Below are 23,940 nucleotides of genomic sequence, written 5' to 3'. Positions count from 1 at the left end.
ACCGGCGCCGGGCGGCGTGCGCAACGCAAACCCGGCGACACCAACCCAGGGTGACGCAGGCCCGGCCGGCAACGCCGGACTTCGCGCCGCGTTACTTGGGCTCGAATTGTAACGCAGCCGAATTGATGCAGTAGCGCAGGCCCGTCGGCGCCGGTCCGTCCTCGAACACGTGGCCGAGGTGCGCGCCGCAGTTCTTGCATTGCACCTCGATGCGCAGCATGCCGTGCGAGCGGTCGGTTTTCTCGGCGATCACTTCGCCGTCGATCGGCTTGAAGTAGCTCGGCCAGCCGCAGCCGGCGTCGAACTTGGTGTCCGATTCGAACAGCGGCGTGCCGCAGCACACGCAGTCGTAAATGCCACGGTCCCAGTGATCGTGATAGCGGCCCGTGAACGGACGTTCGGTGGCCGCGTGGCGCGTCACCTGGTACTCGATGTCGGAGAGCTGTTTGCGCCACTCGGCGTCGTCTTTCTGCACGGCTGGGGTGGCGGGGTTGAGATCGTCGGGCTTGTTCATGGTCGGGGTTCCTGTCTCGGGCTTGTTTTGGGGACGGCTTGAAAGGCTTCGGGCGATGCGGACTGCCCGTGCAATGGGCTGTGGGCTGGTGTCCGGTGCAGCGCGACGGAGCGCGGTGCGGGGCGGTGAAAGAACGTTCACCCCGCGCCGCGGGCGCATCACGACGAACAACTGACTTCCAGCGAACTCGCCCAATCGGGCGGCAGCCCCGCATACGCTTCGTACTCGGGTTGTTCGTCGAACGGATGGCGCAGCACGTCGGCCAGACGCGCCACTTCGGAGAAATCCTTCTCCTTCGCGCGGCGGATCGCGGTTTCCGCCAGATGATTGCGAAGAATGAATTTGGGGTTCACCCGGTTCATTGCAATGGCGCGTTCGGCATCGTCGCGTGTTTCATGGGACAGGCGCGCGCGATAGTCGTTCGCCCATGCGTCGAAGGCGGCGCGGTCGAGGAACAGGTCGCGTACGCGGGCGTCGCCACTTGCGTCGTGCTTCGACACGCGGGCGAGGTGGCGGAACGTCAGCGTGAAATCCGCGCGGTTCGCGTGCATCGCGTCGAACAGGCGGTTGATCAGCGCGTCGTCGCCTTCCAGTTCGAGCGCGAGGCCGAGCTTGGCGCGCATGCGCGCCTCCAGCGCCGGCGCGAAACGCTCCTTGAAGCCGCCGAGCACACGCTGCGCGTCCTCGATCGACTTGTCGCCGCGCACGCTTTCCTCGTGCTGTGCACCGAGCAGCGGCAACAGGCCCTGCGCGAGACAGAAGAGGTTCCAGTACGCGATCTGCGGTTGCATGCGGTACGCGTAGCGGCCTTGCGAGTCGGAGTGATTGCAGATGTGACCGGCGTCGAAGCCATCCATGAAACCGAACGGACCGTAGTCGATCGTCAGGCCGAGAATCGACATGTTGTCGGTATTCATCACGCCGTGACAGAAGCCCACCGCCTGCCAGTCGACCATCAGGTCGGCGGTCGATCTGACCGCTTCGCCGAGCAGCGCGAGATAGGGATCGTCCGCCTCGCGGCAATGCGGATAGAAACGCGCGATCACGTGATCGGCAAGCGCCCGCAGCGCGTCGGTGCGATCGTTCGAATAGAAATGCTCGAAGTGACCGAAGCGCACGAAGCTCGGCGCGACCCGCGTCACCACCGCGGCGGTCTCGATCTCCTCGCGCCGCACCGGCTGGTCGGAACCGATCACGCACAGCGCGCGGGTGGTCGGAATGCCGAGATGATGCAGCGCCTCCGAACCGAGAAACTCGCGGATCGACGAACGCAGCACCGCGCGCCCGTCGCCCATGCGCGAATAGGGCGTGCGTCCGGCGCCCTTGAGCTGCAGTTCGAAGCGGCGGCCGTCATGTTCGACTTCGCCGAGGCCGAGCGCGCGGCCGTCGCCGAGCTGGCCGGCCCACACGCCGAACTGGTGCCCCGAATACACCGACGCATACGGCAGCGCATCGGCGGGCCATTCGCGCGTGGCATTGCCGGAGAACAGCTCGGCGAAACCGGGATCGTTCTGGAGGCCCGGCTCTAAACCGAGCAGCGCGGCGGTCTCCGCGGAGAAGCCGACCATGTAGGGCGCATTGAGCGGCGCGGCCGGCAGACGCGTCAGAAAGACGCTGCCGAGCCGTGCGAACGCGCTTTCCGGCGAGTTGACGAGTGAACTGGAAAGAGCCGCTAACGGCCCGGATAACCCTGCAAAGCTTGGGGAAAACGACATGTTGAGCGCCTCTGGATTAACCGATATTGTAAATCCGCGCCAGCGGGGATGCTGGCTGGCGCTCAGCCGATCCATCGCGGATATATGCCGATCCGCCGAGTCCCATTTGCACGCAAGCCATCCGCACCAGGAGACCTCGCTTTATGACGACGCCGTTGTTGGGCCAGATGATGGATGTGCCGCTCACAGTATCTTCATTGCTCGCGCATGCGGCGCGGCATTTCGGCGGCACGGAAATCGTGTCGCGGCGCATCGAGGGCGATCTGCACCGGTACACCTACCGCGACTGCGAGAAGCGCGCGAAACAACTCGCGCAGGCGTTGATCGCGCTGGGTGTCGAACCCGGCGAGCGCGTTGCGACGCTCGCCTGGAACGGCTACCGGCATCTCGAGGCGTATTACGGCACGACCGGTTTCGGGGCGGTGTGCCACACCATCAATCCGCGGCTTTTTCCGGACCAGATCGCCTACATCGTCAATCACGCCGACGACGCCTACGTGATGTTCGACACCACCTTCGCGCCGCTGGTCGACGTGCTCGCGCCGCAATGCCCGAAGGTGCGCGGCTGGATCGCGCTCGCCGACGAAGCGCATCTGCCCGCGATGCAAACGCCGGTGCTCAGCTACGAGACGCTGGTGAACGCGCAGGACGGCGAGTTCGCGTGGCCGCCCCTCGACGAGCGCCAGGCTTCGTACCTGTGCTACACGTCCGGCACCACCGGGAATCCGAAAGGCGCGCTGTACTCGCATCGGTCGACGGTCCTGCATGCGTTCGGCGCCGCGCTGCCCGATGCGATGTGCCTGTCGGCGCGCGACGCCGTGCTGCCGGTCGTGCCGATGTTCCATGTGAACGCGTGGGGCATCCCGCACTCCGCGCCGCTGACCGGCGCGAAGCTGGTGTTTCCCGGTAAGGATCTCGACGGCAAGTCGCTGTACGAGCTGATGGAAAGCGAACGCGTCACCTATTCGGCCGGCGTGCCGACCGTGTGGCTCGGCTTGCTGAACTATCTGCGCGAGGCGGGCGTGCGGTTTTCGTCGCTGAACCGTACGGTGATCGGCGGTTCCGCCTGTCCGCCCGCGATGCTGCGCACCTTCGAGGACGACTACGGCGTGCAGGTGATCCACGCATGGGGCATGACCGAGATGTCGCCGCTCGGCACGCTGTCCAAACTCACGTGGGAACAGTCGCAGCGGCCCATCGACGAGCAGCGCAAATTGCTGGAAAAGCAGGGGCACGTGCTGTACGGCGTGGACATGAAGATCGTCGGCGAGGATGGCCACGAATTGCCGTGGGACGGCGTCGCGTTCGGCGACCTGCACGTGCGCGGTCCGTGGGTGATCGACCGGTATTTCCGCAAGGACGATTCGCCGCTCGTGGACGGCTGGTTTCCGACCGGCGACGTCGCGACCATCGACCCGGACAGTTTCCTGCACATCACCGATCGCTCGAAGGACGTGATCAAGTCCGGCGGCGAATGGATCAGTTCGATCGACGTCGAGAACGTCGCGATCGCGCATCCGGCGGTGGCGGAGGCGGCCTGCATCGCGTGCGCGCATCCGAAATGGACCGAGCGGCCGCTGCTGGTCGTCGTCAAGCGCGCGGGTCACGACGTGACGCGCGAAGAACTGTTAGCGTTCTACGACGGCAAGGTGGCGAAGTGGTGGATTCCCGACGACGTCGCCTTCGTCGACGAATTGCCGCACACGGCCACCGGCAAATTGCAGAAATTGAAGCTGCGCGATCAGTTCCGCGATCACGTGCTGCCGTCCGCGCTGGAGGACGAAAAGCACTGTCCCTTGACCAGGGGAAACCCCGTCGAAGGATAAATTGAACGAGCGTGCTTTTCTGTGTATTCTGCCTGCTGACCGAACGGACGGCGCGCGCTGCGCCGCTTCAATCGCAATAGCGTCACGAATGGCATGGAGGCAGGCAGATGGCAGTGGACTACACAACTCATGACGGCGTGGCCGTCATCACGCTGAACAATCCGCCGGTGAACGGCCTCGGCCTGTCGACGCGAGCCGGCATCGTCGACGGCATCGAGCGTGCGCAGCACGATCCCGCCATCAAGGCGATCGTGCTGACCGGCGCGGGCAAGGCCTTTTCGGGCGGCGCCGACATCACCGAATTCAACACGCCGAAAGCCACCCAGGAGCCGACGCTCGCGACGGTCATCAAGATCGTCGAAGGCAGCGCGAAGCCGGTGGTCGCGGCGATCCACAGCGTCGCGATGGGCGGCGGTCTCGAACTCGCGCTAGGCGCGCATTACCGGATCGCGGCGCCCGGCGCGCAGATCGCGTTGCCGGAAGTGAAGCTCGGCATTCTGCCGGGCGCGGGCGGCACGCAGCGCCTGCCGCGCGCGATCGGCCTCGAAGCCGCGCTCAACATGATCGTGTCGGGTGCGCCGGTGGCGTCGGAGAAACTGGCCGGTTCGGGTCTGTTCGACGAAGTCGTGCAGGGCGATCTCGGCGAGGCCGCGCTTGCGTTCGCGCGCAAGGTCGGCGCGAACGCCGGGCCGCATCCGCGTGTGCGCGATCGCAAGATCGAGCATCCGAACGCCGCCGGCTTCATCCAGTTCGCGCGCAACACCGTCACCGCGATGGCCAGGAACTTCCCCGCGCCGCTCAAATGCATCGACGCGGTGGAAGCGGGCGTGCAGAACGGTTTCGAGAAGGGCCTCGCCTTCGAACGCGACTGCTTCGTCGCGCTGGTGCAGACGCCGGAGAGTCATGCGCTGCGTCACGCGTTCTTCGGCGAGCGCGCGGCCAGCAAGATTCCGGATGTCCCCGCCGACACGCCGGTGCGCGAGATCGCCCAGGTCGCGGTGATCGGCGCCGGCACGATGGGCGGCGGCATCGCGATGAACTTCATCAACGCGGGCCTGCCGGTCACATTGCTGGAAACGAAACAGGACGCGCTCGATCGCGGCCTCGCGACGATCCGCAAGAACTACGAAGCCAGCGTGAAGAAGGGCAAGCTCAAGCCCGAGGCGCTGGAACAGCGCATGGCCTTGATCACGCCCACGCTCTCCTACGACGATCTGAAGCAGGCCGACCTGATCGTCGAAGCCGTGTTCGAGGAACTGGGCGTGAAGGAGCAGGTGTTCAGGCGGCTCGACGAAGTCGCGAAGCCCGGCGCGATCCTCGCCTCGAACACGTCGACGCTCGATGTCGACAAAATCGCCGCATTCACGAAGCGTCCGCAGGACGTGGTCGGCCTGCATTTCTTCAGCCCGGCCAACGTGATGAAGCTGCTCGAAGTGGTGCGCGGCAAGGAAACCGCGAAGGACGTGCTCGCCACCGTGATGAAGCTCGCGAAGAAGATCCGCAAGACCGCCGTGGTGTCGGGCGTGTGCGACGGCTTCATCGGCAACCGGATGATCGAGCAGTACATCCGCCAGGCGCTTTTCATGCTGGAGGAAGGCGCATTGCCCGCGCAGGTCGACCGGGCGATCGAGAAATTCGGTTTCGCGATGGGGCCGTTCCGCATGAGCGATCTGGCCGGCAACGATATCGGCTGGGCGATCCGCAAGCGCCGCTATCAGGAACATCCCGACATGCACTATTCGAAGATCGCGGATCGGCTGTGCGAGACCGGGCGCTTCGGCCAGAAGACCGGCGGCGGCTGGTACGACTACAAGGCGGGCGATCGCACCGCGCATCCGTCGGCGCTGGTCGACGGCATGATCGTCGCCTATTCGCAGGAAACCAACGCGGAACGCCGCAAGATCAGCGACGAGGAAATCGTCGAACGGCTGGTGTTCGCGCTCGTCAACGAAGGCGCGAAGATTCTCGAGGAAGGCATTGCGTCGAAGGCGTCGGATATCGACATGGTCTATCTGACCGGTTACGGCTTCCCGCTGTATCGCGGCGGCCCGATGCTGTATGCGGATACGGTCGGGCTCTATAACGTCGAGCGCGCGATTCGCCGTTATGCGGCGCGGCCGAACGGCGACGCGTGGCAACTGGCGGCCAGCATCGCCGAACTGGCGGACAAGGGCCGCGGGTTCAACGGCTAAGCGGTGCGTCCGCGAGCCAGTTTGCCGCTTCGATATTTGCAGATACCAGAATGATCTGGGTGGGACCGGCGCGAGCGCGGAGCATTCACGCCGGCCCATCCGATGGAGAAACTCACATGACTGATGCCGTAATCGTATCGACCGCCCGCACGGGCCTCGCCAAATCCTGGCGCGGCGGGTTCAACATGACGCACGGCGCGACGCTCGGCGGCCACGTGACGCAGGCCGCCGTCGAACGCGCGAAGCTCGACCCGGCGCGCGTCGAGGACGTGATCATCGGCTGCGCGAATCCGGAAGGCGCGACCGGCATGAACATCGCGCGGCAGATCGCGTTGCGCGCGGGGCTGCCGGTCAGCGTGCCGGGCATGACGGTGAACCGCTTCTGCTCGTCGGGCCTGCAGACCATCGCGCTCGCCGCGCAACGCGTGATTGCCGGCGAGGGCGACGTGTTCGTCGCGGGCGGCGTCGAATCGATCTCGTGCGTGCAGAACGAGATGAATCGCCACATGATGACCGAGGGCTGGCTCACCCAGCACAAGCCGGAAATCTACTGGTCGATGCTGCAAACCGCGGAGAACGTCGCGAAGCGCTACGCGATTTCGAAGGAACGTCAGGACGAGTACGGCGTGCGTTCGCAGCAGCGCGCGGCGGCCGCGCTCGAAGCGGGCAAGTTCAGGGACGAGATCGTGCCGTTGACGGTGCTCGCCGGCGTCGCCGACAAAGCGACCGGCCGTCTGCTGACGAAGGAAGTCACCGTGAGCGGCGACGAGGGCATCCGCGCCGACACGACGCTCGAAGGCGTGTCGAAGATCCGCACCGCGCTGCCGGGCGGCGTGATCACGGCGGGCAACGCGAGCCAGTTCTCGGACGGCGCGTCGGCCTGCGTGGTGATGAACGCGAAGGTCGCGGAACGCGAGGGCCTGCAGCCGCTCGGCATTTTCCGCGGCTTCGCGGTGGCCGGTTGCGAGCCGGACGAGATGGGCATCGGGCCGGTGTTCGCGGTGCCGAAGCTGCTGAAGCAGGCGGGCCTGAAGGTCGAGGACATCGACCTGTGGGAGTTGAACGAAGCGTTCGCTGTGCAGGTGCTGTATTGCGCGGACAAGCTCGGCATTCCGCACGACCGGCTGAATGTGAACGGCGGCGCGATCGCGGTCGGTCATCCGTACGGCGTGTCGGGCGCGCGCTTGACCGGGCATGCGCTGATCGAAGGCAAGCGTCGTGGCGCGAAGCGGGTGGTGGTGACGATGTGTATCGGCGGCGGGCAGGGCGCGGCGGGTTTGTTCGAAGTGGTGTGACGCGATGGTGTGGTGTCGCGCGGCGCGGCGCGGCGTGGCACCACCTGGATCGCGTGCATCCCATGCCTCACGCGGCGCGTTCCCGCAGCAGATTCCTGACGAACCCGATCAGACTTTGCGCGACGCCGCGCAGCGAACCCAGCAAGCGGTTTTCCGTGTGCGCGGATTGCAGCACGAACGCCGCCGCTTGTGCGTGGACCGCGCCGATCGACACGGCGCCGCGCTGCGGCATCACGAAACATTCGCCTTCGTGCAGGTTGATCGCGGTGGCGGGCACGGCTTCGCCGAGCCACGCCAGCGAATGATCGCGAAAGTGCAGTTGCAACGCGCCTTCGAGCGCCACGATCGACGTGCCCGCGCGCAGATCGTGCACGGCGATACGGCCGGCGGGAAGATGGATGGGCACGGCGCGAACGTCAGCGATGTCGCGAGGCGCCGGCTCGCGGGAGGGAAGAGCGGACATGGGCGATTCCTTTAAACCGTTTTCATGCCACACAGCTTAGGGAGTTCGCCGACATGGAAACAGCCGCAGCGTCCGTCTATCTGAACCGGTACAGTGTGGGCTTTCCTTTTGCTGTATCGGTTCGATTGGCGCCGACCTGTATCTGTTGCGGCGCGCAATCCGTCCGCAACATCGTCGCATGACCGATTCCACTTCCATGCAGAACACCGTGCCGCCGTTGGATCACGAGGCGGACCATCAGGCGGACCCGAGGGCGGACCATCAGGCGGACCCGCGGGCGAACCCATCAGCGGACCCGCAGGCGGATGCTCAACCGCTTTATCGACAACTCGCCGAGCACTACCGCCGGGCGATCGGCAGCGGCGTGCTGCGTCCCGGCGACCGCATGCCGTCGATGCGCGCATTCATGCAGCGTCACGGCGTGAGCCTCGCGACGGCGACCGAGAGCTATCGCGTGCTCGAACGCGCGGCGCTGATCGACGCGCGGCCGCGTGCGGGTTATTTCGTGCGCACGCCGCCCACCGCGCTACCGGCCGCCGCCGAACCCGACGCGCAGGACCTCGCGGTGCGGCCCGGCGCCGCGCAATTCGTCGGCATCCACGCGAGCATTTCGGCGATCGTGTCGACCTACCAGCGTTATCCGGATGCGCTGAATCTCGGCGGCGCGACCGCGTCGCCGGATCTCTATCCGGGCGCGGCCTTGCAGAAAGCCGCGTTGCGCGCGCTGCGCCGGCAGCCTACCTTGCTGACCGCCGTCGGTCACGATCAGGGCGATCCGGACCTGCGCGCGGTGATCGCGCGGCGTGCGCTGGCGGCGGGCATCCAGATCGGCGCGGACGACATCATCATGACGCACGGCGGGATCGAAGCCGTGAACCTCGCGTTGCGCGCGGTGACGCAACCGGGCGATACCGTCGCGGTCGAATCGCCGTGTTTCTTCGGCTTGTTGCAGGCGCTCGAAAGTCTCGGTCTGCGCGCGCTCGAAATACCGGTCAGTCCGAGCACGGGCCTGTCGATCGAAGCGCTGACATTCGCGCTGCAAACCCATCCCGAGATCAAGGCGGTGGTGGTCGTGCCGAACCTGCAGAATCCGCTCGGCAGTGTGATGCCCGACGCGCACAAGGCGCGGCTCGTCGCGCTGTGCTCGCAGGCCGGCGTCGCGCTGATCGAGGACGATCCGTACCGCGAACTCGTCGATGCCGTGCCGGCGCCGCGTTCGCTGAAAGCGTGGGATCGCGACGGCACGGTGATCCACTGCACGTCGTTCAACAAGACGCTTGCGCCGGGCATGCGGGTGGGTTGGGTGAACGGCGGACGCTGGCATCCGCGCATCGGCATGCTGAAGTTCGCGCAGTCGCGGCACAACGAGCCGCTCTCGCAGGTCGTGCTCGCGGAGTATCTGGAAAGCGGCGCGTACGAGCGGCATCTGCGGCGTCTGCGCGAGGGGCTGCGGATTCAGCGCGAACGGATGGCGGCGGCGATCGCCGCATCGTTTCCCGAGGGCACGCGGTTCACGCCGCCGCGTGGCGGCATGTTCTTCTGGATCGAGTTGCCGCGCGAGGTGGCATCGACGGCGTTCTTCGAAGCCGCGCTGGACGAAGGCATCCGCGTGATGCCTGGCACCGTGTATTCGAACGCCGAGCGCTTCGACCATTTCATCCGCCTGAGTTGCCCGAGCACGGATCTGGAGCGTGCGGACGATGCGGTGCGCCGGCTCGGGCGGCTGGCGGCGCGCATGGCTGGAGGCCCGAAAATGCCGTAGCGGGTATCATTTCCCGCTGCCTATCGACATAGATTCCAGACGCAGCGAATCGATGCAACACCGGGACGCAGCACTGGGACGCAACATAGAAACTCAGACTCAGCCCCATCCCTAGCTGGCCACGCAACCGAAAACCGCCATGACCGATTCATCCTCATCTCCATCAAACAGCGCTTCGTTGCCCGAGAGTCCGTTCGTCGACCGGCTCGGCGCGCAACTGGTGTCCGCCGCCGACGGCGTCAGCGAAATCGTGCTGCCGCTGCGGCCGGATCACATGAACACGTGGGACGTCGCGCATGGCGGCGTCACGATGACGCTGGCCGACGTCGCGCTGGCGATGGCCGCGCGCAGTCTCGCGGGCAACGGCGTCGGCGTGGTCACCGTCGAAATGAAGGTCAACTTCATGCAGCCGGGCCGCGGCGAATTGCGCGCGACCGGCCGCGTGCTGCATCGCTCGACCACCATGGCGTACTGCGAAGGCGAGATTCGCGACAGCGAAGGCCACTTCGTCGCCAAGGCGCTCGGCACCTTCAAATACATGCGCCGGCTCGCGGTGGGCCGCGAGATCACGCAGCAACGCTTGCGCAGCGATCCCTCGGCGAAGCCGGGGCCCAGCGATGGTTGAGCATCCGCTTCCTGCTTTGGAGATTCGAAGAACCCGACACCGGTCGCATGGGCCGCGCGCTCATCAAGGCGCTCAGCAACCCGCTTGGTAACCCGCTTGGAAACGCGCCTGGCAACCCAGGCGGCAACTTGATCGACCTCTCAATCGACACCTTCAGGAGACGAACGTCATGACCCAGATCAACCGTCAACTCGTGCTGGCTTCGCGTCCACAAGGCGCAGTCACGCCGGAGAATTTCCGCCTTGTCGAAACGCCGTTCGCGCCGCTGGCCGACGGCGAATTGCGCGTGCGCAACCATTTTCTGTCGCTCGATCCGTACATGCGCGGCCGCATGAACGACAGCAAGTCGTACGCGGCGCCGCAGCCGCTGGATGAAGTGATGATCGGCGGCACGGTCGGCGAAGTGGTGGAGTCGAAAAATCCGAAGTTTCAGGTGGGCGACAAGGTGGTCGCGATGTTCGGCTGGCAGGAATATGGCGTGTCGAACGGCGCGGGCGTGCAGAAGGTCGACGACACGCATGTGCCGCTGTCCGCCTATCTCGGACCGGTCGGCATGCCGGGCGTCACCGCGTGGTACGGGCTGAACCGCATCATCGCGCCGAAGGCGGGCGAGACCGTGGTGGTCAGCGCGGCGAGCGGCGCGGTGGGCAGCGTGGTCGGGCAACTGGCGAAGCAGGCCGGTGCGCGCGCGGTCGGCATCGCGGGCGGCGCGGACAAGTGCCGCTATGTGATCGAGACGCTCGGTTTCGACGCGTGTGTCGACTACAAGGCCGGCAATCTCTATCAGGATCTGAAGGCCGCGACGCCCAACGGCGTGGACGGCTGCTTCGAGAACGTCGGCGGCGAAGTGCTCGACGCCACGCTCGCGCGCATGAACGCGTTCGGACGGATCGCGCTGTGCGGTTTCATCGCGGGCTACGACGGTCAGCCGTTGCCGCTCAAGCATCCTTCGCTGATGCTCACGCAGCGTCTGCTGGTGCAGGGCTTTATCGTCAGCGAACATATGGACGTGTGGCCGGAAGCGCTCAAGCAACTCGGCACGCTGGTCGCGCAGCACAAGCTGCAGTATCGCGAGACCATCGCGCAAGGGCTCGATGCGGCGCCCGAGGCGTTCATCGGCTTGCTGAAGGGCAAGAACTTCGGCAAGCAGCTCGTGAAACTGATCTGAGCCGAACGTCGCGAGCCGGTGGTCGATAAGCGGTTGTAGCGCGTGCGGATCGTCTGAAAAGCGATAGTCCAGAAAAGGCGATAGCCATTCCAGATCCCGGGGAGGGACACGATGTTCGAATTCACAGGCAAGGTGGCCGTGATCACCGGCGCGGCGAGCGGCTTCGGCCGCGCGTTCGCCGACAAGGGTGCGGCGCTCGGCATGAAGCTGGTGCTGGCCGACGTCAATCCGGACGCGCTCGCGCAAACCGTCGACGCGTTGCGCGCCGCCGGCGCCGAGGCGATCGGCGTGCCGACCGACGTGGCCCGCGCGAGTCAGGTCGAAGCGCTCGCGCAAGCGGCGCTCGATGCGTTCGGCAAGGTGCATCTGCTGTTCAACAACGCGGGCGTCGGCTCGGGCGGTTTTCTGTGGGAGAGCAGCGCGAACGACTGGGAGTGGGTGTTCGGCGTCAACGTGATGGGCGTCGCGCACGGCGTGCGGGTCTTCGCGCCGATCATGCTGGCGCAGGGCGAACCCGCGCATATCGTGAATACGGCGTCGGTCGCGGGATTGTTGTCGCCGCCCGCGATGGGTATTTACAACGCGTCGAAGCATGCGGTGGTGTCGCTGACCGAGACGCTGTATCACGATCTGCTGCTGGCGCAGGCGGGGCAGGTTGCTCAAGCGGTGCAGGCATCCCAGACATCCCAGACATCTCAGGCATCTCAGGCGGAACAGGCAACGCCGCCCACGACCGCGCAGCAAGTCAGCGGGCCGGTCGGTTGCTCGCTGCTGTGTCCGGCCTTCGTGCCGACCGGCATCGCGAACGCCGAGCGCGCGCGGCCCGCGTCGTTGCGCAACGAAGGCGCGCCGACCCGCTCGCAGATCGCCGCGGGCAAGCAACTGCAGCGCGCGGTGCAGTCGGGCAAGCTGAGCGCCGCCGATGTCGCCGACATCACCTTCGAGGCCATCGCCGCGCGGCGTTTCTACGTGATCACGCATCCGGGGATCATGGCGACGGTGGAATTGCGTCACGAAGATATCGAGCATTTGCGCAATCCCACCGATCCGATGTCGCTGAAGCCCGAAGTGAAGAACGCGAACTAGGCCCGCGACGCACACCCTACCAAGCACAACACACGCCGCCGCATGCCGTTGAATCCGAAGATCGGGCAGGTGCTCGACATGATCGCGCGGGCCAACCGTCCGCAGCTTCACGAAATGACGCCGCAACAGGCGCGCGCGTCCTATGAAAAGAGCGCGCCGATTCTGGAGATCGCCAGCGCGCCGATGTTCTCCGTCGACGATCTGCCGGTGCCCACGCGCGATGGCGCGACGATTCGCGCGCGGCTTTATCAGCCGGTCGAACCGGGCTGGGCCGAACCGTCACCGGCGCTGGTGTATTTTCACGGCGGTGGTTTCACGGTAGGGAGCGTCGACACGCACGACGCGCTGTGCCGGATGTTCGCGCGCGACGGCCGCTGCGCGGTGCTGTCGGTCGACTATCGCCTCGCGCCCGAACACCGGTTCCCGACCGCCGTCGACGATGCATTCGACGCGCTTACCTGGCTGCACGCGCACGCCGCCGAATACGGCATCGATGCGGGCCGGCTCGCGGTGGGCGGCGATAGCGCGGGCGGCACGCTGGCGACCGTCTGCGCCGTGCTTGCCCGCGACGCCGGTCTCCCGCTCGCGCTGCAACTGCTGATCTATCCGGGCACCACCGGACATCAGCAAACGGACTCGCATGCGCGTCTCGCGAATGGCTTCCTGCTGTCGGGCGAAACGATCCAGTGGTTCTTCAATCAATACGTGCGCGATGAACGCGACCGGGACGACTGGCGCTTCGCTCCGCTCGACGGTCATCGCGGCGCGCCTGAGTTCGGCGGCGTGGCGCCGGCCTGGATCGCGACCGCCGAGTACGACCCGCTAAGCGACGAGGGCGATGCCTACGCGGAGAAGTTACGCGCGGCGGGCAACGTGGTCACGCTGAAGCGCTATGCCGGCATGATCCACGAGTTCTTCAAGATGGGCGGCTATGTGCCGGGCGTCGCGCCGGCGCACGCGGATGCCGCGGCGGCATTGCGCGGGGCGTTCGGTGAAGAGTGAAGGCGGCGGGGATTGCGGGCTGGACCTGACTGAACCTGGGTGAATCTGACCGAACCGCAACCCGGAGCGAGATTCAGGCGCGGGTTTCAGGTTTGAGCGACGCCTTCGACATCGAACGAGAAATGCCGCTCGAAGTCGCCCGGCCGCGCGATCCGGTGCGAGCCGTTATCGTCGCTGCGCTCGGCGATCGTCACGCCGATAGACGCGCCCTGAACGTTCACGCGCAAGGCGGTCGTGCCACGCGTGCCGTAATCGGGCGTATCGATGAACGCCGCCGACAACGCGCGCTCGCGTTCGAGCGGAATGCCCGTAGCCGGCAATTCGTCGTCGCGCGCGATACGCGGGTCGCGCATCATCCCGATCAGAGTTTCGAGCGGCGGCGTCGCGTCATGAGCGAGCAGCGCGCCGAGTTCGGCGCGTTTGGCGACGAGCTTCGGCCACGCGGTATCGAGCACCGCATTCGAGATGCCGTGCGTGCCCGGCCCCAGCAACGCGGGCGCGAGCGGCGAGCGGTTGCAGTACCAGCCGAGTTCGCGGCGCGTCCAGTCGCCGATCAGCAGATTGAAGCCGTTGTAGATTTCGCCGGTTTGCGCGACGTGCCGCAGATAGGCGAGCGGGGACTCGTGCGGACTGCCTTGCGCGTCGCGGGCTGCGCCGCTCAACCAGTCGCTGACGAGGGTGCCGCGGGTCGGCGCGTCGGCGCGCATTTCGTGCGGCGCGCGATAGTTGGTCAGCGCGGCGAAGCGTCCGTCGCGCGACACGCCGAGCCACGTGCCGCCGCCGACCAGATCGCGGCCGGCCAGCAGGTCCGGGGCGTCGTCCCACCAGCCGAGCGGCGCGGCCGTGCGGCGCAGAAACTCGTCGCGGTTCGCGGCAAGCGTGAAGAGCGGGCCGTCGACCGCATCGGGCCGCCAGTCGAACACGATCAGGCACATCGGGGAGGTCTCGCGGAAGCGGGCATGCGCCGGTTAGTGAGTCGGCGCCATGTGAACGGCGAATGGATTGCGAATCTGCACCTGCCGGTCGATGACGAGACCGTCCTGCATATCTTCGGAATACAGCGTCTCGCAGCCGGCAACCAGCGCCGCAGCGACGATCATCGAGTCGTAGACGCTCAGGCCGTAGCGCTCGGCGACCTGTTTGCCGCGCACGTGAATCTCGACCGTGAGCGGATCGGTGGGGCAAAGCGAGCGGATCAGCGACAGCACCTCGTCGATGTCCGCCCACGACATGCGGAGTTCGCGCCGGGCCACGTTGGCGATTTCGTTGAGCACCTGCACGCTGATGCGGCCGCCGGCGCGCACCGTGGCTTCCGCCTGATCGGCTTTTTCGCTATCGGCGGACAACAGATAGAGCAGGACGTTGGTGTCGATGAAGGCCTTGGCTTCACTCATTCGCGTCATCCCGGTCGAAGGTGAAGTCGGCGGGCAGTTTGCCGCGAAATTCGCGCAGGCGCGCGAGAAAATCCTCGCGGCCGGGCTTTTTCTTCAACTCGAAGAGACGGGCGCCGGCCAGCACCACCTCGATGTCGTCGCCTTCCTGCAATTGCAGCGCGTCCACCACCACCGCAGGCAGCCGGATGGCCAGACTATTGCCCCATCGGGATACCACCATGACGTTCTCCCTCGCGGATGATCTACATTGCCGAAAAGTATATCAAGCAACGCGGCGGAGTGGCCGTCTCGATTTAGCGGTCACCGCGCTCAAACCTCCGTCGGCAACCCGTACGGCAGCGTCAGAAACGTCAGCGCGGCGCCGTCCGCCGCGCCGAGATGCACCGAACCGCCTTCCAGCGCCGCGAGCTTGATCTCGACCAGCAGATCCACGCCGCCGTCGCGCGCCGAGGCGGCGTTCACCACCATCCCGCACGGCTGGCCCGGATCGTCCGAATGGAACAGCTCCGCACCGGCCTTCACGGTGTCCAGCTCGCCCGCCACGTTCGCGAGCGACGTGCGCCGCTTGATCGTGCCGCGATACTGGCTGCGCGCGACCACTTCCTGGCCGGGGTAGCAGCCCTTGCGGAAATTCACCGCGCCGAGCACGTCGAAATTGACCATCTGCGGGACGAACTGCTCGACCACCGGTTGCGTGATGCGCGGCTCGCCCGCGCGGATGTCGAGCCAGTCCCATACCGCCGGCGACACGCGCTTGAGCGCGCCGTCCAGCGTGGGCAGGTGCGTGTCGATCAGCGCCTTCGGGCCGACCCACAGATAGCGCAGCCGCCCGAGCGCGTCCGGCACGCGGATCAGCGAACCCGCCGCGCCGTCCACCTGCACGTGCACGCCGTCCGGCAACGCGTCGAACACGCCCGACAGCGCCTTGCGCACTTCGCCGGCGAGGCCGACCACCGCCAGTTCGCCGCTCGCGTCGACGAGTTTGGCCTTGGCGCGCAGCACGAACATCGACAGACGCTTCTGCACCGCGGCCTGCACGTCCTTCGATACCAGCAGACGGATCGTCTCGCCGCTGCGCCACGTCAGGAACGACGCCAGCAGCCGGCCCTTGGCCGAGCAGTAGCCGGCGAGCCGCGCGGTGGCCGCGTCGAGATGCTGGGTGTCGTTGGTCAACTGACCGTGCAGGAAGCTCGCTGCATCCTCGCCGAGCGCGTCGATCACGCCGAACTGCGTGAGCGGCATGTAGGCGCCGTGCTGGAGGACGGCGTCGAATTCGTCGACGGAAGGACGTGGCAGAACCGGCAATGCGGCGCCAGCGCCTGGCGCGCTACCGGGCGCACCGGCCGATGCACCAGCCGTTGCATTTGCCGGCGAGGAAGCGGTGACTGCGGCCATTCCTGAAGCGGGAGCGAGCGGTGTGTTCATGGATTCCGGGAACAGTCAATTCTGACTTTAGCTAAGGCAAACAAGTATTATATGCAGTCCACTCCTGTCACGTTCGGCATGTCCCTCCTGAAGAAATGTTTCGTCGCCGGTGCGCTCGTCGTCGTACTGGCCGCTGCCGCCGTTGCCGGCGGCTATCACTGGGCCACCAGCCCGCTCGATCTGAGCCCCGCGGAACTCGATGTCACGGTCAAACCGCATAGCAGCCTGCGCAGCGTCACGTTGCAGCTGAACCGTGGCGGCGTGCCCGTCGAGCCCGAACTGTTCGTCATCATGACCCGTGTGCTGGGGCTGCAAAGCGAGCTCAAGTCCGGCAACTACGAGTTCAAGACCGGCATCACGCCGTACGAGGTGCTGCAGAAGATCGCCCGCGGCGACGTCAACGAATACGTGGCGACGATCATCGAAGGCTGGACCTTCAAGCGCATGCGCGCCGAGCTGGACGCCAATCCGGCGCTCAAGCACGACACCGCGGGCATGAGCGACGCCGACCTGATGACCGCGATCGGCGCGCCGGAAGCGTCGATCGGCAACGGCGAGGGGCTGTTCTTCCCCGACACCTATCTGTTCGACAAGAACACCAGCGACCTCGACGTGTACCGTCGCGCGTACCGGCTGATGCACCAGCGTCTCGACGAAGCGTGGCTCACGCGCGCGCCGAACCTGCCGTACAAGACGCCGTACGATGCGCTGACCATGGCGTCGATCGTCGAGAAGGAAACCGGCAAGCCGTCCGACCGGCCGATGGTGGCGGCGGTGTTCGCCAACCGTCTGCGGGTCGGCATGCCGCTGCAGACCGACCCGACCGTGATCTACGGGATGGGCGACAGCTACACGGGGCACATCCGCAAGAAAGACCTGCAGACGGACACTCCCTACAATACCTACACCCGGATGGGCTTGCCGCCGACGCCCATCGCGCTGCCCGGTGTCGCGTCGCTGCAGGCGGCGCTGAATCCGGCGCAAACCACCGCGCTGTACTTCGTGTCGCGCGGCGACGGCAGCAGCATCTTTTCGGACACCCTCGGCGATCACAACAAGGCCGTGGACAAATACATTCGAGGGCAATGATGGCGCGGGGCAAATTCATTACGTTTGAAGGCATCGACGGGGCGGGCAAGACCACGCATCTGAGCTGGTTCCGCGAGCGCCTCGAGCAGAAGGTGGCGAGCACGGGCCGCGCGGTGGTGATGACGCGCGAACCGGGCGGCACGCCGCTCGGCGAGCAGATCCGCGAGATCGTGCTGCATCAGAAAATGGACCTCGAAACCGAGGCGCTGCTGATGTTCGCGCTGCGCCGTCAGCATCTGGCCGAGGTCATCGAGCCGGCGCTCGCGCGCGGCGACTGGGTGCTGTCCGACCGCTTCACCGACGCGACGTTCGCCTATCAGGGCGGCGGCCGCGGGCTGCCGCGCGACAAGCTGGAAACGCTGGAGCGCTGGGTGCAGGGCGGTTTTCAGCCGGATCTGACGGTGCTGTTCGATCTGGAGCCGGAAGTGGCCGGCGAGCGGCGCAGCGCGGTGCGCGACCCCGACCGTTTCGAGAGCGAATCGACGGCGTTTTTCAACCGCACGCGCGGCGAGTATCTGCGCCGCGCGGAAGAAGCGCCGTACCGGTTCGCTATCATTGACTCCTCGCAAAGCATCGCCCGAATTCAGAAACAGCTTGAAGAACTGATTGCAGTGCTTTGATTTTAAATATATTTAACGTCATAGCCGATGATCGACTTCAGGCGATTTCCTGGATTGTGCCGATAACCGACTGATTTCAAAGAGAAACGATGATCTATCCGTGGCAAGCCGATGACTGGAACCGCCTGCAACAACTGCGCGGCCACTGGCCGCACGCGTTGCTGCTGCATGGGCAAGGCGGCATCGGCAAGCTGCGCTTCGCGCAGCATCTCGCGCAGGGCTTGCTGTGCGAGGCGCAGCAGGCCAACGGCGAGCCGTGCGGCGCGTGCGTGGCCTGCAACTGGTTCACCCAGGGCAATCATCCGGACTACCGGATCGTGGTGCCCGAGGCGCTCGCCGCCGAAGCTGGCCTGAGCAGCGCCGCCGACGAAAAAGCCGACAAGGCCGACGCCGACGAAGGCAAGAAGACCCGCACGCCGAGCAAGGAAATCAAGATCGAGCAGATTCGCGGCTTGCTCGATTTCGTCGGCGTCGGTTCGCATCGGGGCGGCGCGCGCGTGGTGGTGCTGTATCCGGCGGAAGCGCTGAACATCGCGGCGGCCAATGCATTGCTGAAGACGCTGGAGGAGCCGCCCGCGGGCGTGGTGTTCCTGATGGTGTCGGCGCGTATCGACCGGTTGCTGCCGACCATCATCAGCCGCTGCCGGCAATGGCCGATGAGCGTGCCGGCGCCGGAGGCGGCCACGCGCTGGCTCGCCTCGCAAGGCGTCGCCGACGCGCCCGCGCTGCTTGCCGAAGCCGGCGGCGCGCCGCTCGCGGCGCTTGCGCTCGCCAGCGACGAAAACCGCACACTGCGCGACTGGACGCTCAAGCAACTCGCCGCCGGTCCCGAATGCGATGCATTCGCCTGCGGCGAGGCGCTGCAGAAACTGCCCGTGCCGCTGGTGCTCGGCTGGCTGCAGCGCTGGATGTACGATCTGCTCGCGCAGCGCACGGCCGGCGCGCCGCGTTATTTCCCGCAGGCGTCGGCGGCGTTGACGCGCTGCGCGTCGCAGGCGGACGCCAGCGCATTCGCGCGCTTCATGCGCACGGTCACGCGGCAGCGGGCGGTCGAGAACCATCCGCTGAACGCGCGGCTGGTGTTCGAGGAACTGTTCATCGGCTACCGGGAGTTGTTTGCGTAGTGAAATGACCCGCCGTGACGACGGCCGGAAGCGGGCTGTCTTCCGGTGTCTTCCTGCCGTCGCCGCGCCTGTATAGGACCGTTGCACCCGAGTCGCACCCGCGCCGCACCCGCGCCGCACCCGAGTCGCACCCTGCTTGTGTTCACCCCAGACCCACTATTTCATCCACACCGCACCATGAGCCTTGCCTACCGCGATGCCACGCTCGACGATCTGCCCGCCATCGTCGCCATTTACAACTCGACCGTGCCGTCGCGGCAGGTAACGGCGGACCTCGAGCCGGTCAGCGTCGAAAGCCGTCTGGCGTGGTTTCATGCGCATGGGCCGCACAAGCGTCCGTTGTGGGTCGTCGAGGATACGCAGCAGCCGGGCCGCGTGATCGCGTGGCTCAGCTTCTCGGATTTCTACGGCCGGCCCGCCTATCTGCGCACTGCCGAGGTCAGCATCTATCTCGACGAAGCGGCGCGCGGGCGTGGGCTCGGCAAGCAGTTGCTGGCGGCGTCGCTGGCGGCTGCGCCGGGCCTGGGCATCGACACGGTGCTGGGTTTCATCTTCGGTCATAACGACGCGAGCCTGCGTCTGTTCCGCGGCTTCGGCTTCGACACGTGGGGTTCGCTGCCGCGCGTCGCGGTGCTGGACGGCGTGGAGCGCGATCTGGTGATTCTCGGCAAACGCCTCGATGCGCCGACCGCGGCGCCCGACGGCGCCTGACGAATGTCGCCCAGCGGCATCCAGCGTCGCTCCATACCCTCCGGTAACGCCCGACGCCGCGCCAGAGCCACGAGTTTCTAAAGCAGGACTTCACCATGTTTGTCGATTCACACTGCCATATCAATTTCGAAGGACTCGCCGACCGCCTGCCGCAGGTGCTCGAGAACATGCGCAGCCACTCGGTCACGCATGCGCTGTGCGTGTCCGTCGATCTGGAGACGCTGCCGTCGGTGCTCGCGATCGCCGAGCAGCACGAGAACGTGTACGCGTCGGTGGGCGTGCATCCGGATCACGAGGACATGCGCGAGCCGGGTCTCGCCGAGCTGATCGAACTGGCCGCGCATCCGAAGGTGGTGGCGATCGGCGAGACCGGCCTCGACTACTACCGTCTGGAAGGCCGCTCGATCGCCGACATGGAGTGGCAGCGCGAGCGCTTTCGCACGCATATCCGCGCCGCGCATGCCACGCGCAAGCCGTTGATCATCCACACGCGCTCGTCGTCGGAAGACACGCTGCGCATCATGGCCGAGGAGCGCGCGAGCGAGCCGGGCGGCGTGATGCATTGCTTCACCGAGCCGTGGGCGGTCGCCGAACAGGCGCTGGCGCAGAATTTTTACATTTCGCTGTCGGGCATCGTCACGTTCAAGAGCGCGACGGACGTGCAGGACGTCGCGCGCCGCGTGCCGCTCGACCGTCTGCTGATCGAAACCGATTCGCCATACCTGGCGCCAGTGCCGTATCGCGGCAAGCCCAATGAACCTGCGTACGTAAGTTATGTCGGACGCTTCATCGCGCAGCAACGCGAGATGCCGGACACGGCGCTCGCCGCGGCGACGACGCAGAACTTCTTCCGGCTGTTCAAGATCCCCGCGCCGGCTGGCGTGTGATCGATAAAGCCATATATATCAAAAGGATAGGGAAGATCCCTAAAGCACAATATGAGAAATACTCGGATGTCGACCACGGCTTTTCAACAGACCTCGGCTGCCCGCACCGGGCGGGTCGCCGCGCATCGTGCGGCTTCGCGCGCCTCGCGCGCGCTGCGCTCGGCGCTCGCGGCCACTCTCGCGTTCGCCGCATTCAGCGCGCTGATCGCCACGCCGGCGCAGGCGGCGCCGATCGATTCGCTGATCAAGTCGGTCAAGTTCGACGACGTCGACGGCGTCAACAAGTTGCTCGCCAAGGGCATGGACCCGAACAGCGTCGATAACCAGGGCATCCCGCTGCTGGTGATCGCGGCGCGCGAAAAGTCGGACAAGGTCGGCGCCGCGCTGCTCGCCAATCCGAAGACCAACATCGAGATTCAGGACAAGGCCGGCGAAAACGCGATGATGATGGCCGCGCTGAACGGCGACCTCGACTTCGTCAACCAGTTGATCGCGAAGGACGCGGAAGTCAACAAGAAGGGCTGGGCGCCGCTGCACTACGCGGCCGCGAACGGCCACGACGACATCGTCAAGGTGCTGCTCGACCATTCGGCCTACGTCGACGCGGGCTCGCCGAACGGCACCACGCCGCTGATGATGGCGGCGCGCGGCGGCCACGTGTCGACGGTCAAGCTGCTGCTCGACAACGGCGCGGATCTGACGGTGAAGAACCAGATCGGTCTGACCGCGCTCGACTTCGCGAAGACGTACAAGGAGCCGGACGTGGTCGACGGATTGACCGCGCGCCTGCAGCAGATGCAGCAGCAAAAGTAGACACGGCTGGCGCGTCTGACGGACCACCGCCGCCATTTCGCGGATTTGCCTGAAGATAGCGCCCGTTGACACGCAAGCACCGCGTAAAACAGTGCAGAATGACGACTTTGGCGCGCCGCGTGGCGCGCCGTCCGGATGCGGCGATAGACCGCCCGATAAACAACCCTGGAAAGGAACACCATGCTGCGGGCATTGATTTTCGCCAGCGCGCTCGCCGTACCGCTATCGGCAGCCGCGTTTACGGGGGGCGACCTCAACAAACTGTGCACGAAGACGGACGTGGCTTCGCGCAGCGCGTGCGCGGCCTATATCGAAGGCGCCGCGGACGGCATCTTCAATACCATCGATGCGATCGGCGGCACGACCGGTCCGCGCGTCGGGCAGTATTTCTGCCTGCCGCAGGACGCGCGTTCGGCGCAACTGACCGACGCGGTGCGCAAATACATCGCGGAAAATCCGATCGTCGCGGGCTACAACGCCAGCACGGCGATCTCGCTGGGGCTCGGCAAGGCGTTTCCCTGCAAGAGCGGCAACTAAGGCGGCAAACAAGTCGGCAACCCGGCCAGACCCGCTTGAACTAGACAGCCGCCGATGCCCGGTGCGCGCCGCGTGGCGCGCGCCGTGGCATCGGCGGCTGTTTGCGTTTTCACAGGAGGATCATGCTGTCCCTGCCCACTCCCGAAGATCTTGGCCGCATCGCCGAAGCGCCGTTGCATACGTGGCTCGGCGCGCTGATCGTGTCGGTCGTCGCGGCGCTGCTGGCGCTCGGCATTCAACGCATCGGCGCGCGCATCGTGATGCGTATCGCGCGGCCGTATCCGCTCACCAGCGCGGTGCTGCGCGATATCGACAAGCCGTCGCGCCTCTTTCTCGTGATCCTGGCGCTGGAGGCGGTGTGGTGGGAGGCGCCCGACGCCCTCAACTTCATCACGCCGCTGCGCGACGCCGCCGGCATCGCGATGATCGGCGCGATCACGTGGCTGTCGGTGCGCTCGGCGGCGGCGATCGGCGAGGCGATCATCCAGGCCCATCCGCTCGATACCGCCGACAACCTGCACGCGCGCCGCATCCATACGCAGGCACGGGTGCTGGCGCGCTCGGTGATGCTGGTGATCGTGATCATCGGCGTGGGCGGGGCGCTGATGACCTTTCCGAACGTGCGCCAGATCGGCGCGAGCCTGCTGGCGTCGGCGGGTGCCGCGGGACTGGTGGCCGGTATCGCGGCGCGGCCGGTGCTCGGCAATCTGATCGCCGGTTTGCAGATCGCGTTGTCGCAGCCGATCCGGCTCGACGACGTGGTCGTGATTCAGGGCGAGTGGGGGCGTATCGAGGAAATCACCGGCACCTATGTGTCGGTGCGGCTGTGGGATCAGCGGCGCTTGATCGTGCCGTTGCAGTGGTTTATCGAAAACCCGTTTGCGAACTGGACGCGCAGCAGTTCGCAGATCATCGGCACGGTGTTTCTGTATGTCGATTACCGGATGCCGCTCGCGCCGCTGCGCGAGGAACTGGCGCGCATCGTCGAGGCGGCGCCCGAGTGGGATCGCCGCGTGCAGGTGCTGCAGGTGACCGACGGCACCGAACGCGCGATGCAGTTGCGTGCGCTCGTCAGTTCGCTCGATTCCGGGCTGAACTGGGATTTGCGCTGCCGGGTGCGCGAGGGACTGCTCGATTTCATCCAGCAGCATTACCCGCAGTATTTGCCGCGGGCGCGTGCCGAGGTGTCGGCCGAACTCGAACGCGGCGATGGCGAACCGCTCGACTGGGTGCCGCGCGGCGAGCAGGCGCCGGCGGGCAGCACGGCCGCGCATACCGAGGCGGATCCGGTGGCGAGCCGGGTGGGGCGTGGGGCCAATGTGCCGGGTGGGTCGGTCGCGCCGGGTGCGTCGGGTGTGGATAGCGGCCGGGCGGGCGGCTGAGGCACACCGTGCCGGCGCCGAGGTCAACATAAAACGTCAGAGGCAACCTCGCGCGCATGCATCGACGCAAACGCTGCAAGCGCGCGGAAACGTCTGATGTTAGGACGCTACTCATCGTCGTCTAACGCCTCCACCGTCGCAAGAACCGCGTGGCAACACCCTTGCGCCAACGTGTCCCGCAGATCGATGCAACCGATCGGGCACTAAAGCGGTCGAACCGTCCACTGACTTATGAATCCGGCGCCGCGCAGCGTGCACGATCGCGCATATCGCGTTTCATCGCGGACATCGCGGGTATCACGCGCATCAC

Annotated in this window: 23 protein-coding genes; 16 read left to right on the top strand and 7 right to left on the bottom strand. The window is 66.2% G+C overall.

Translation table 11 applies throughout. The annotated features are described in order from the left end of the window. Positions 1-91: 91 nt before the first annotated feature. Both msrB and LFL96_RS10195 read right to left on the bottom strand, forming a co-directional pair. Positions 92-514 carry a peptide-methionine (R)-S-oxide reductase MsrB gene (msrB, locus tag LFL96_RS10200; protein WP_280995139.1) on the bottom strand — a complete coding sequence of 141 codons (423 nt, stop codon included), beginning with the start codon at positions 512-514 and terminating at the stop codon, positions 92-94. A gap of 158 nt (positions 515-672) precedes the next feature. Then, the gene (locus tag LFL96_RS10195) at positions 673-2,229 is read right to left on the bottom strand and encodes a protein adenylyltransferase SelO (protein WP_280995138.1); all 1,557 of its coding nucleotides are present in this window, start codon (positions 2,227-2,229) and stop codon (positions 673-675) included. Between the two features lie 143 nt (positions 2,230-2,372). On the opposite strand from LFL96_RS10195, the gene LFL96_RS10190 reads away from it, so the two are divergent. The 3 genes from LFL96_RS10190 to LFL96_RS10180 all read left to right on the top strand — a co-directional run bounded on the left by LFL96_RS10190 (position 2,373) and on the right by LFL96_RS10180 (position 7,542). Next, positions 2,373-4,055 carry a 3-(methylthio)propionyl-CoA ligase gene (locus tag LFL96_RS10190; RefSeq protein WP_280995137.1) on the top strand — a complete coding sequence of 561 codons (1,683 nt, stop codon included), beginning with the start codon at positions 2,373-2,375 and terminating at the stop codon, positions 4,053-4,055. 107 nt (positions 4,056-4,162) lie between these two features. Continuing rightward, positions 4,163-6,247, top strand: a complete 2,085-nt coding sequence (locus LFL96_RS10185) for a 3-hydroxyacyl-CoA dehydrogenase NAD-binding domain-containing protein (RefSeq protein ID WP_280995136.1) — start codon at positions 4,163-4,165, stop codon at positions 6,245-6,247. A 116-nt stretch (positions 6,248-6,363) separates the two neighbouring features. Beyond that, positions 6,364-7,542: an acetyl-CoA C-acyltransferase gene (locus LFL96_RS10180; RefSeq protein WP_280995135.1), complete on the top strand. Its 1,179-nt coding sequence runs from the start codon at positions 6,364-6,366 to the stop codon at positions 7,540-7,542. Between the two features lie 67 nt (positions 7,543-7,609). On the opposite strand, the gene LFL96_RS10175 is transcribed toward LFL96_RS10180, so the two are convergent. Beyond that, a complete protein-coding gene (locus LFL96_RS10175; protein WP_280995134.1) occupies positions 7,610-8,005 on the bottom strand; it encodes a hypothetical protein in 396 nt (131 codons plus the stop codon). Between the two features lie 178 nt (positions 8,006-8,183). On the opposite strand from LFL96_RS10175, the gene LFL96_RS10170 reads away from it, so the two are divergent. From LFL96_RS10170 to LFL96_RS10150, 5 genes are all read left to right on the top strand, one after another. Then, positions 8,184-9,767 (top strand): PLP-dependent aminotransferase family protein, encoded by a 1,584-nt coding sequence (locus tag LFL96_RS10170; protein ID WP_280995133.1) that lies wholly within the window; start codon positions 8,184-8,186, stop codon positions 9,765-9,767. A 139-nt stretch (positions 9,768-9,906) separates the two neighbouring features. Further along, positions 9,907-10,392, top strand: a complete 486-nt coding sequence (locus LFL96_RS10165; RefSeq protein WP_280995132.1) for a PaaI family thioesterase — start codon at positions 9,907-9,909, stop codon at positions 10,390-10,392. Between the two features lie 169 nt (positions 10,393-10,561). Next, a complete protein-coding gene (locus LFL96_RS10160; RefSeq protein WP_280995131.1) occupies positions 10,562-11,560 on the top strand; it encodes an NADP-dependent oxidoreductase in 999 nt (332 codons plus the stop codon). A 111-nt stretch (positions 11,561-11,671) separates the two neighbouring features. Continuing rightward, positions 11,672-12,646, top strand: a complete 975-nt coding sequence (locus LFL96_RS10155; protein WP_280995130.1) for an SDR family oxidoreductase — start codon at positions 11,672-11,674, stop codon at positions 12,644-12,646. A gap of 42 nt (positions 12,647-12,688) precedes the next feature. Further along, positions 12,689-13,648: an alpha/beta hydrolase gene (locus tag LFL96_RS10150; protein ID WP_280995129.1), complete on the top strand. Its 960-nt coding sequence runs from the start codon at positions 12,689-12,691 to the stop codon at positions 13,646-13,648. 86 nt (positions 13,649-13,734) lie between these two features. Here the strand turns inward: LFL96_RS10150 and LFL96_RS10145 are convergent, their stop codons facing one another. The 4 genes from LFL96_RS10145 to LFL96_RS10130 form a co-directional block, all read right to left on the bottom strand. After that, positions 13,735-14,583, bottom strand: coding sequence for an NRDE family protein (locus LFL96_RS10145; RefSeq protein ID WP_280995128.1), 849 nt, complete (start codon positions 14,581-14,583; stop codon positions 13,735-13,737). 33 nt (positions 14,584-14,616) lie between these two features. Beyond that, on the bottom strand, positions 14,617-15,042 hold the full coding sequence (locus LFL96_RS10140; RefSeq protein ID WP_280995127.1) for a PIN domain-containing protein: 426 nt from the start codon (positions 15,040-15,042) through the stop codon (positions 14,617-14,619). Then, positions 15,035-15,262 (bottom strand): AbrB/MazE/SpoVT family DNA-binding domain-containing protein, encoded by a 228-nt coding sequence (locus LFL96_RS10135; RefSeq protein WP_280995126.1) that lies wholly within the window; start codon positions 15,260-15,262, stop codon positions 15,035-15,037. Before LFL96_RS10135 ends, LFL96_RS10140 begins: the two co-directional genes overlap by 8 nt. Positions 15,263-15,351: 89 nt before the next feature. After that, positions 15,352-16,467, bottom strand: coding sequence for a folate-binding protein (locus tag LFL96_RS10130; RefSeq protein ID WP_280995125.1), 1,116 nt, complete (start codon positions 16,465-16,467; stop codon positions 15,352-15,354). Between the two features lie 78 nt (positions 16,468-16,545). Between LFL96_RS10130 and mltG the strand changes: the two genes are divergently transcribed. From mltG to LFL96_RS10090, 8 genes are all read left to right on the top strand, one after another. After that, positions 16,546-17,556 (top strand): endolytic transglycosylase MltG, encoded by a 1,011-nt coding sequence (mltG, locus tag LFL96_RS10125; RefSeq protein WP_281000680.1) that lies wholly within the window; start codon positions 16,546-16,548, stop codon positions 17,554-17,556. Next, a complete protein-coding gene (gene tmk, locus LFL96_RS10120) occupies positions 17,556-18,176 on the top strand; it encodes a dTMP kinase (RefSeq protein ID WP_280995124.1) in 621 nt (206 codons plus the stop codon). The genes mltG and tmk overlap by 1 nt, the downstream gene beginning before the upstream one ends. Positions 18,177-18,265: 89 nt before the next feature. Continuing rightward, complete coding sequence (locus LFL96_RS10115; RefSeq protein WP_280995123.1) at positions 18,266-19,300, top strand: DNA polymerase III subunit delta'; 1,035 nt, start codon at positions 18,266-18,268, stop codon at positions 19,298-19,300. Between the two features lie 177 nt (positions 19,301-19,477). After that, positions 19,478-20,011 carry a GNAT family N-acetyltransferase gene (locus tag LFL96_RS10110; RefSeq protein WP_280995122.1) on the top strand — a complete coding sequence of 178 codons (534 nt, stop codon included), beginning with the start codon at positions 19,478-19,480 and terminating at the stop codon, positions 20,009-20,011. 95 nt (positions 20,012-20,106) lie between these two features. After that, on the top strand, positions 20,107-20,898 hold the full coding sequence (locus LFL96_RS10105) for a TatD family hydrolase (RefSeq protein WP_280995121.1): 792 nt from the start codon (positions 20,107-20,109) through the stop codon (positions 20,896-20,898). 51 nt (positions 20,899-20,949) lie between these two features. Beyond that, positions 20,950-21,711, top strand: a complete 762-nt coding sequence (locus LFL96_RS10100; protein ID WP_280995120.1) for an ankyrin repeat domain-containing protein — start codon at positions 20,950-20,952, stop codon at positions 21,709-21,711. 180 nt (positions 21,712-21,891) lie between these two features. Further along, positions 21,892-22,248: a Rap1a/Tai family immunity protein gene (locus tag LFL96_RS10095; RefSeq protein ID WP_035550226.1), complete on the top strand. Its 357-nt coding sequence runs from the start codon at positions 21,892-21,894 to the stop codon at positions 22,246-22,248. Between the two features lie 131 nt (positions 22,249-22,379). Beyond that, a complete protein-coding gene (locus LFL96_RS10090) occupies positions 22,380-23,630 on the top strand; it encodes a mechanosensitive ion channel domain-containing protein (RefSeq protein ID WP_281000678.1) in 1,251 nt (416 codons plus the stop codon). The last annotated feature ends 310 nt before the right edge of the window (positions 23,631-23,940 follow it).

Source organism: Paraburkholderia sp. D15, assembly GCF_029910215.1.
Lineage (GTDB): Bacteria > Pseudomonadota > Gammaproteobacteria > Burkholderiales > Burkholderiaceae > Paraburkholderia.
Note: the sequence above shows the minus strand (reverse complement) of the source record. Positions and strands in the feature narration are given on the sequence as shown.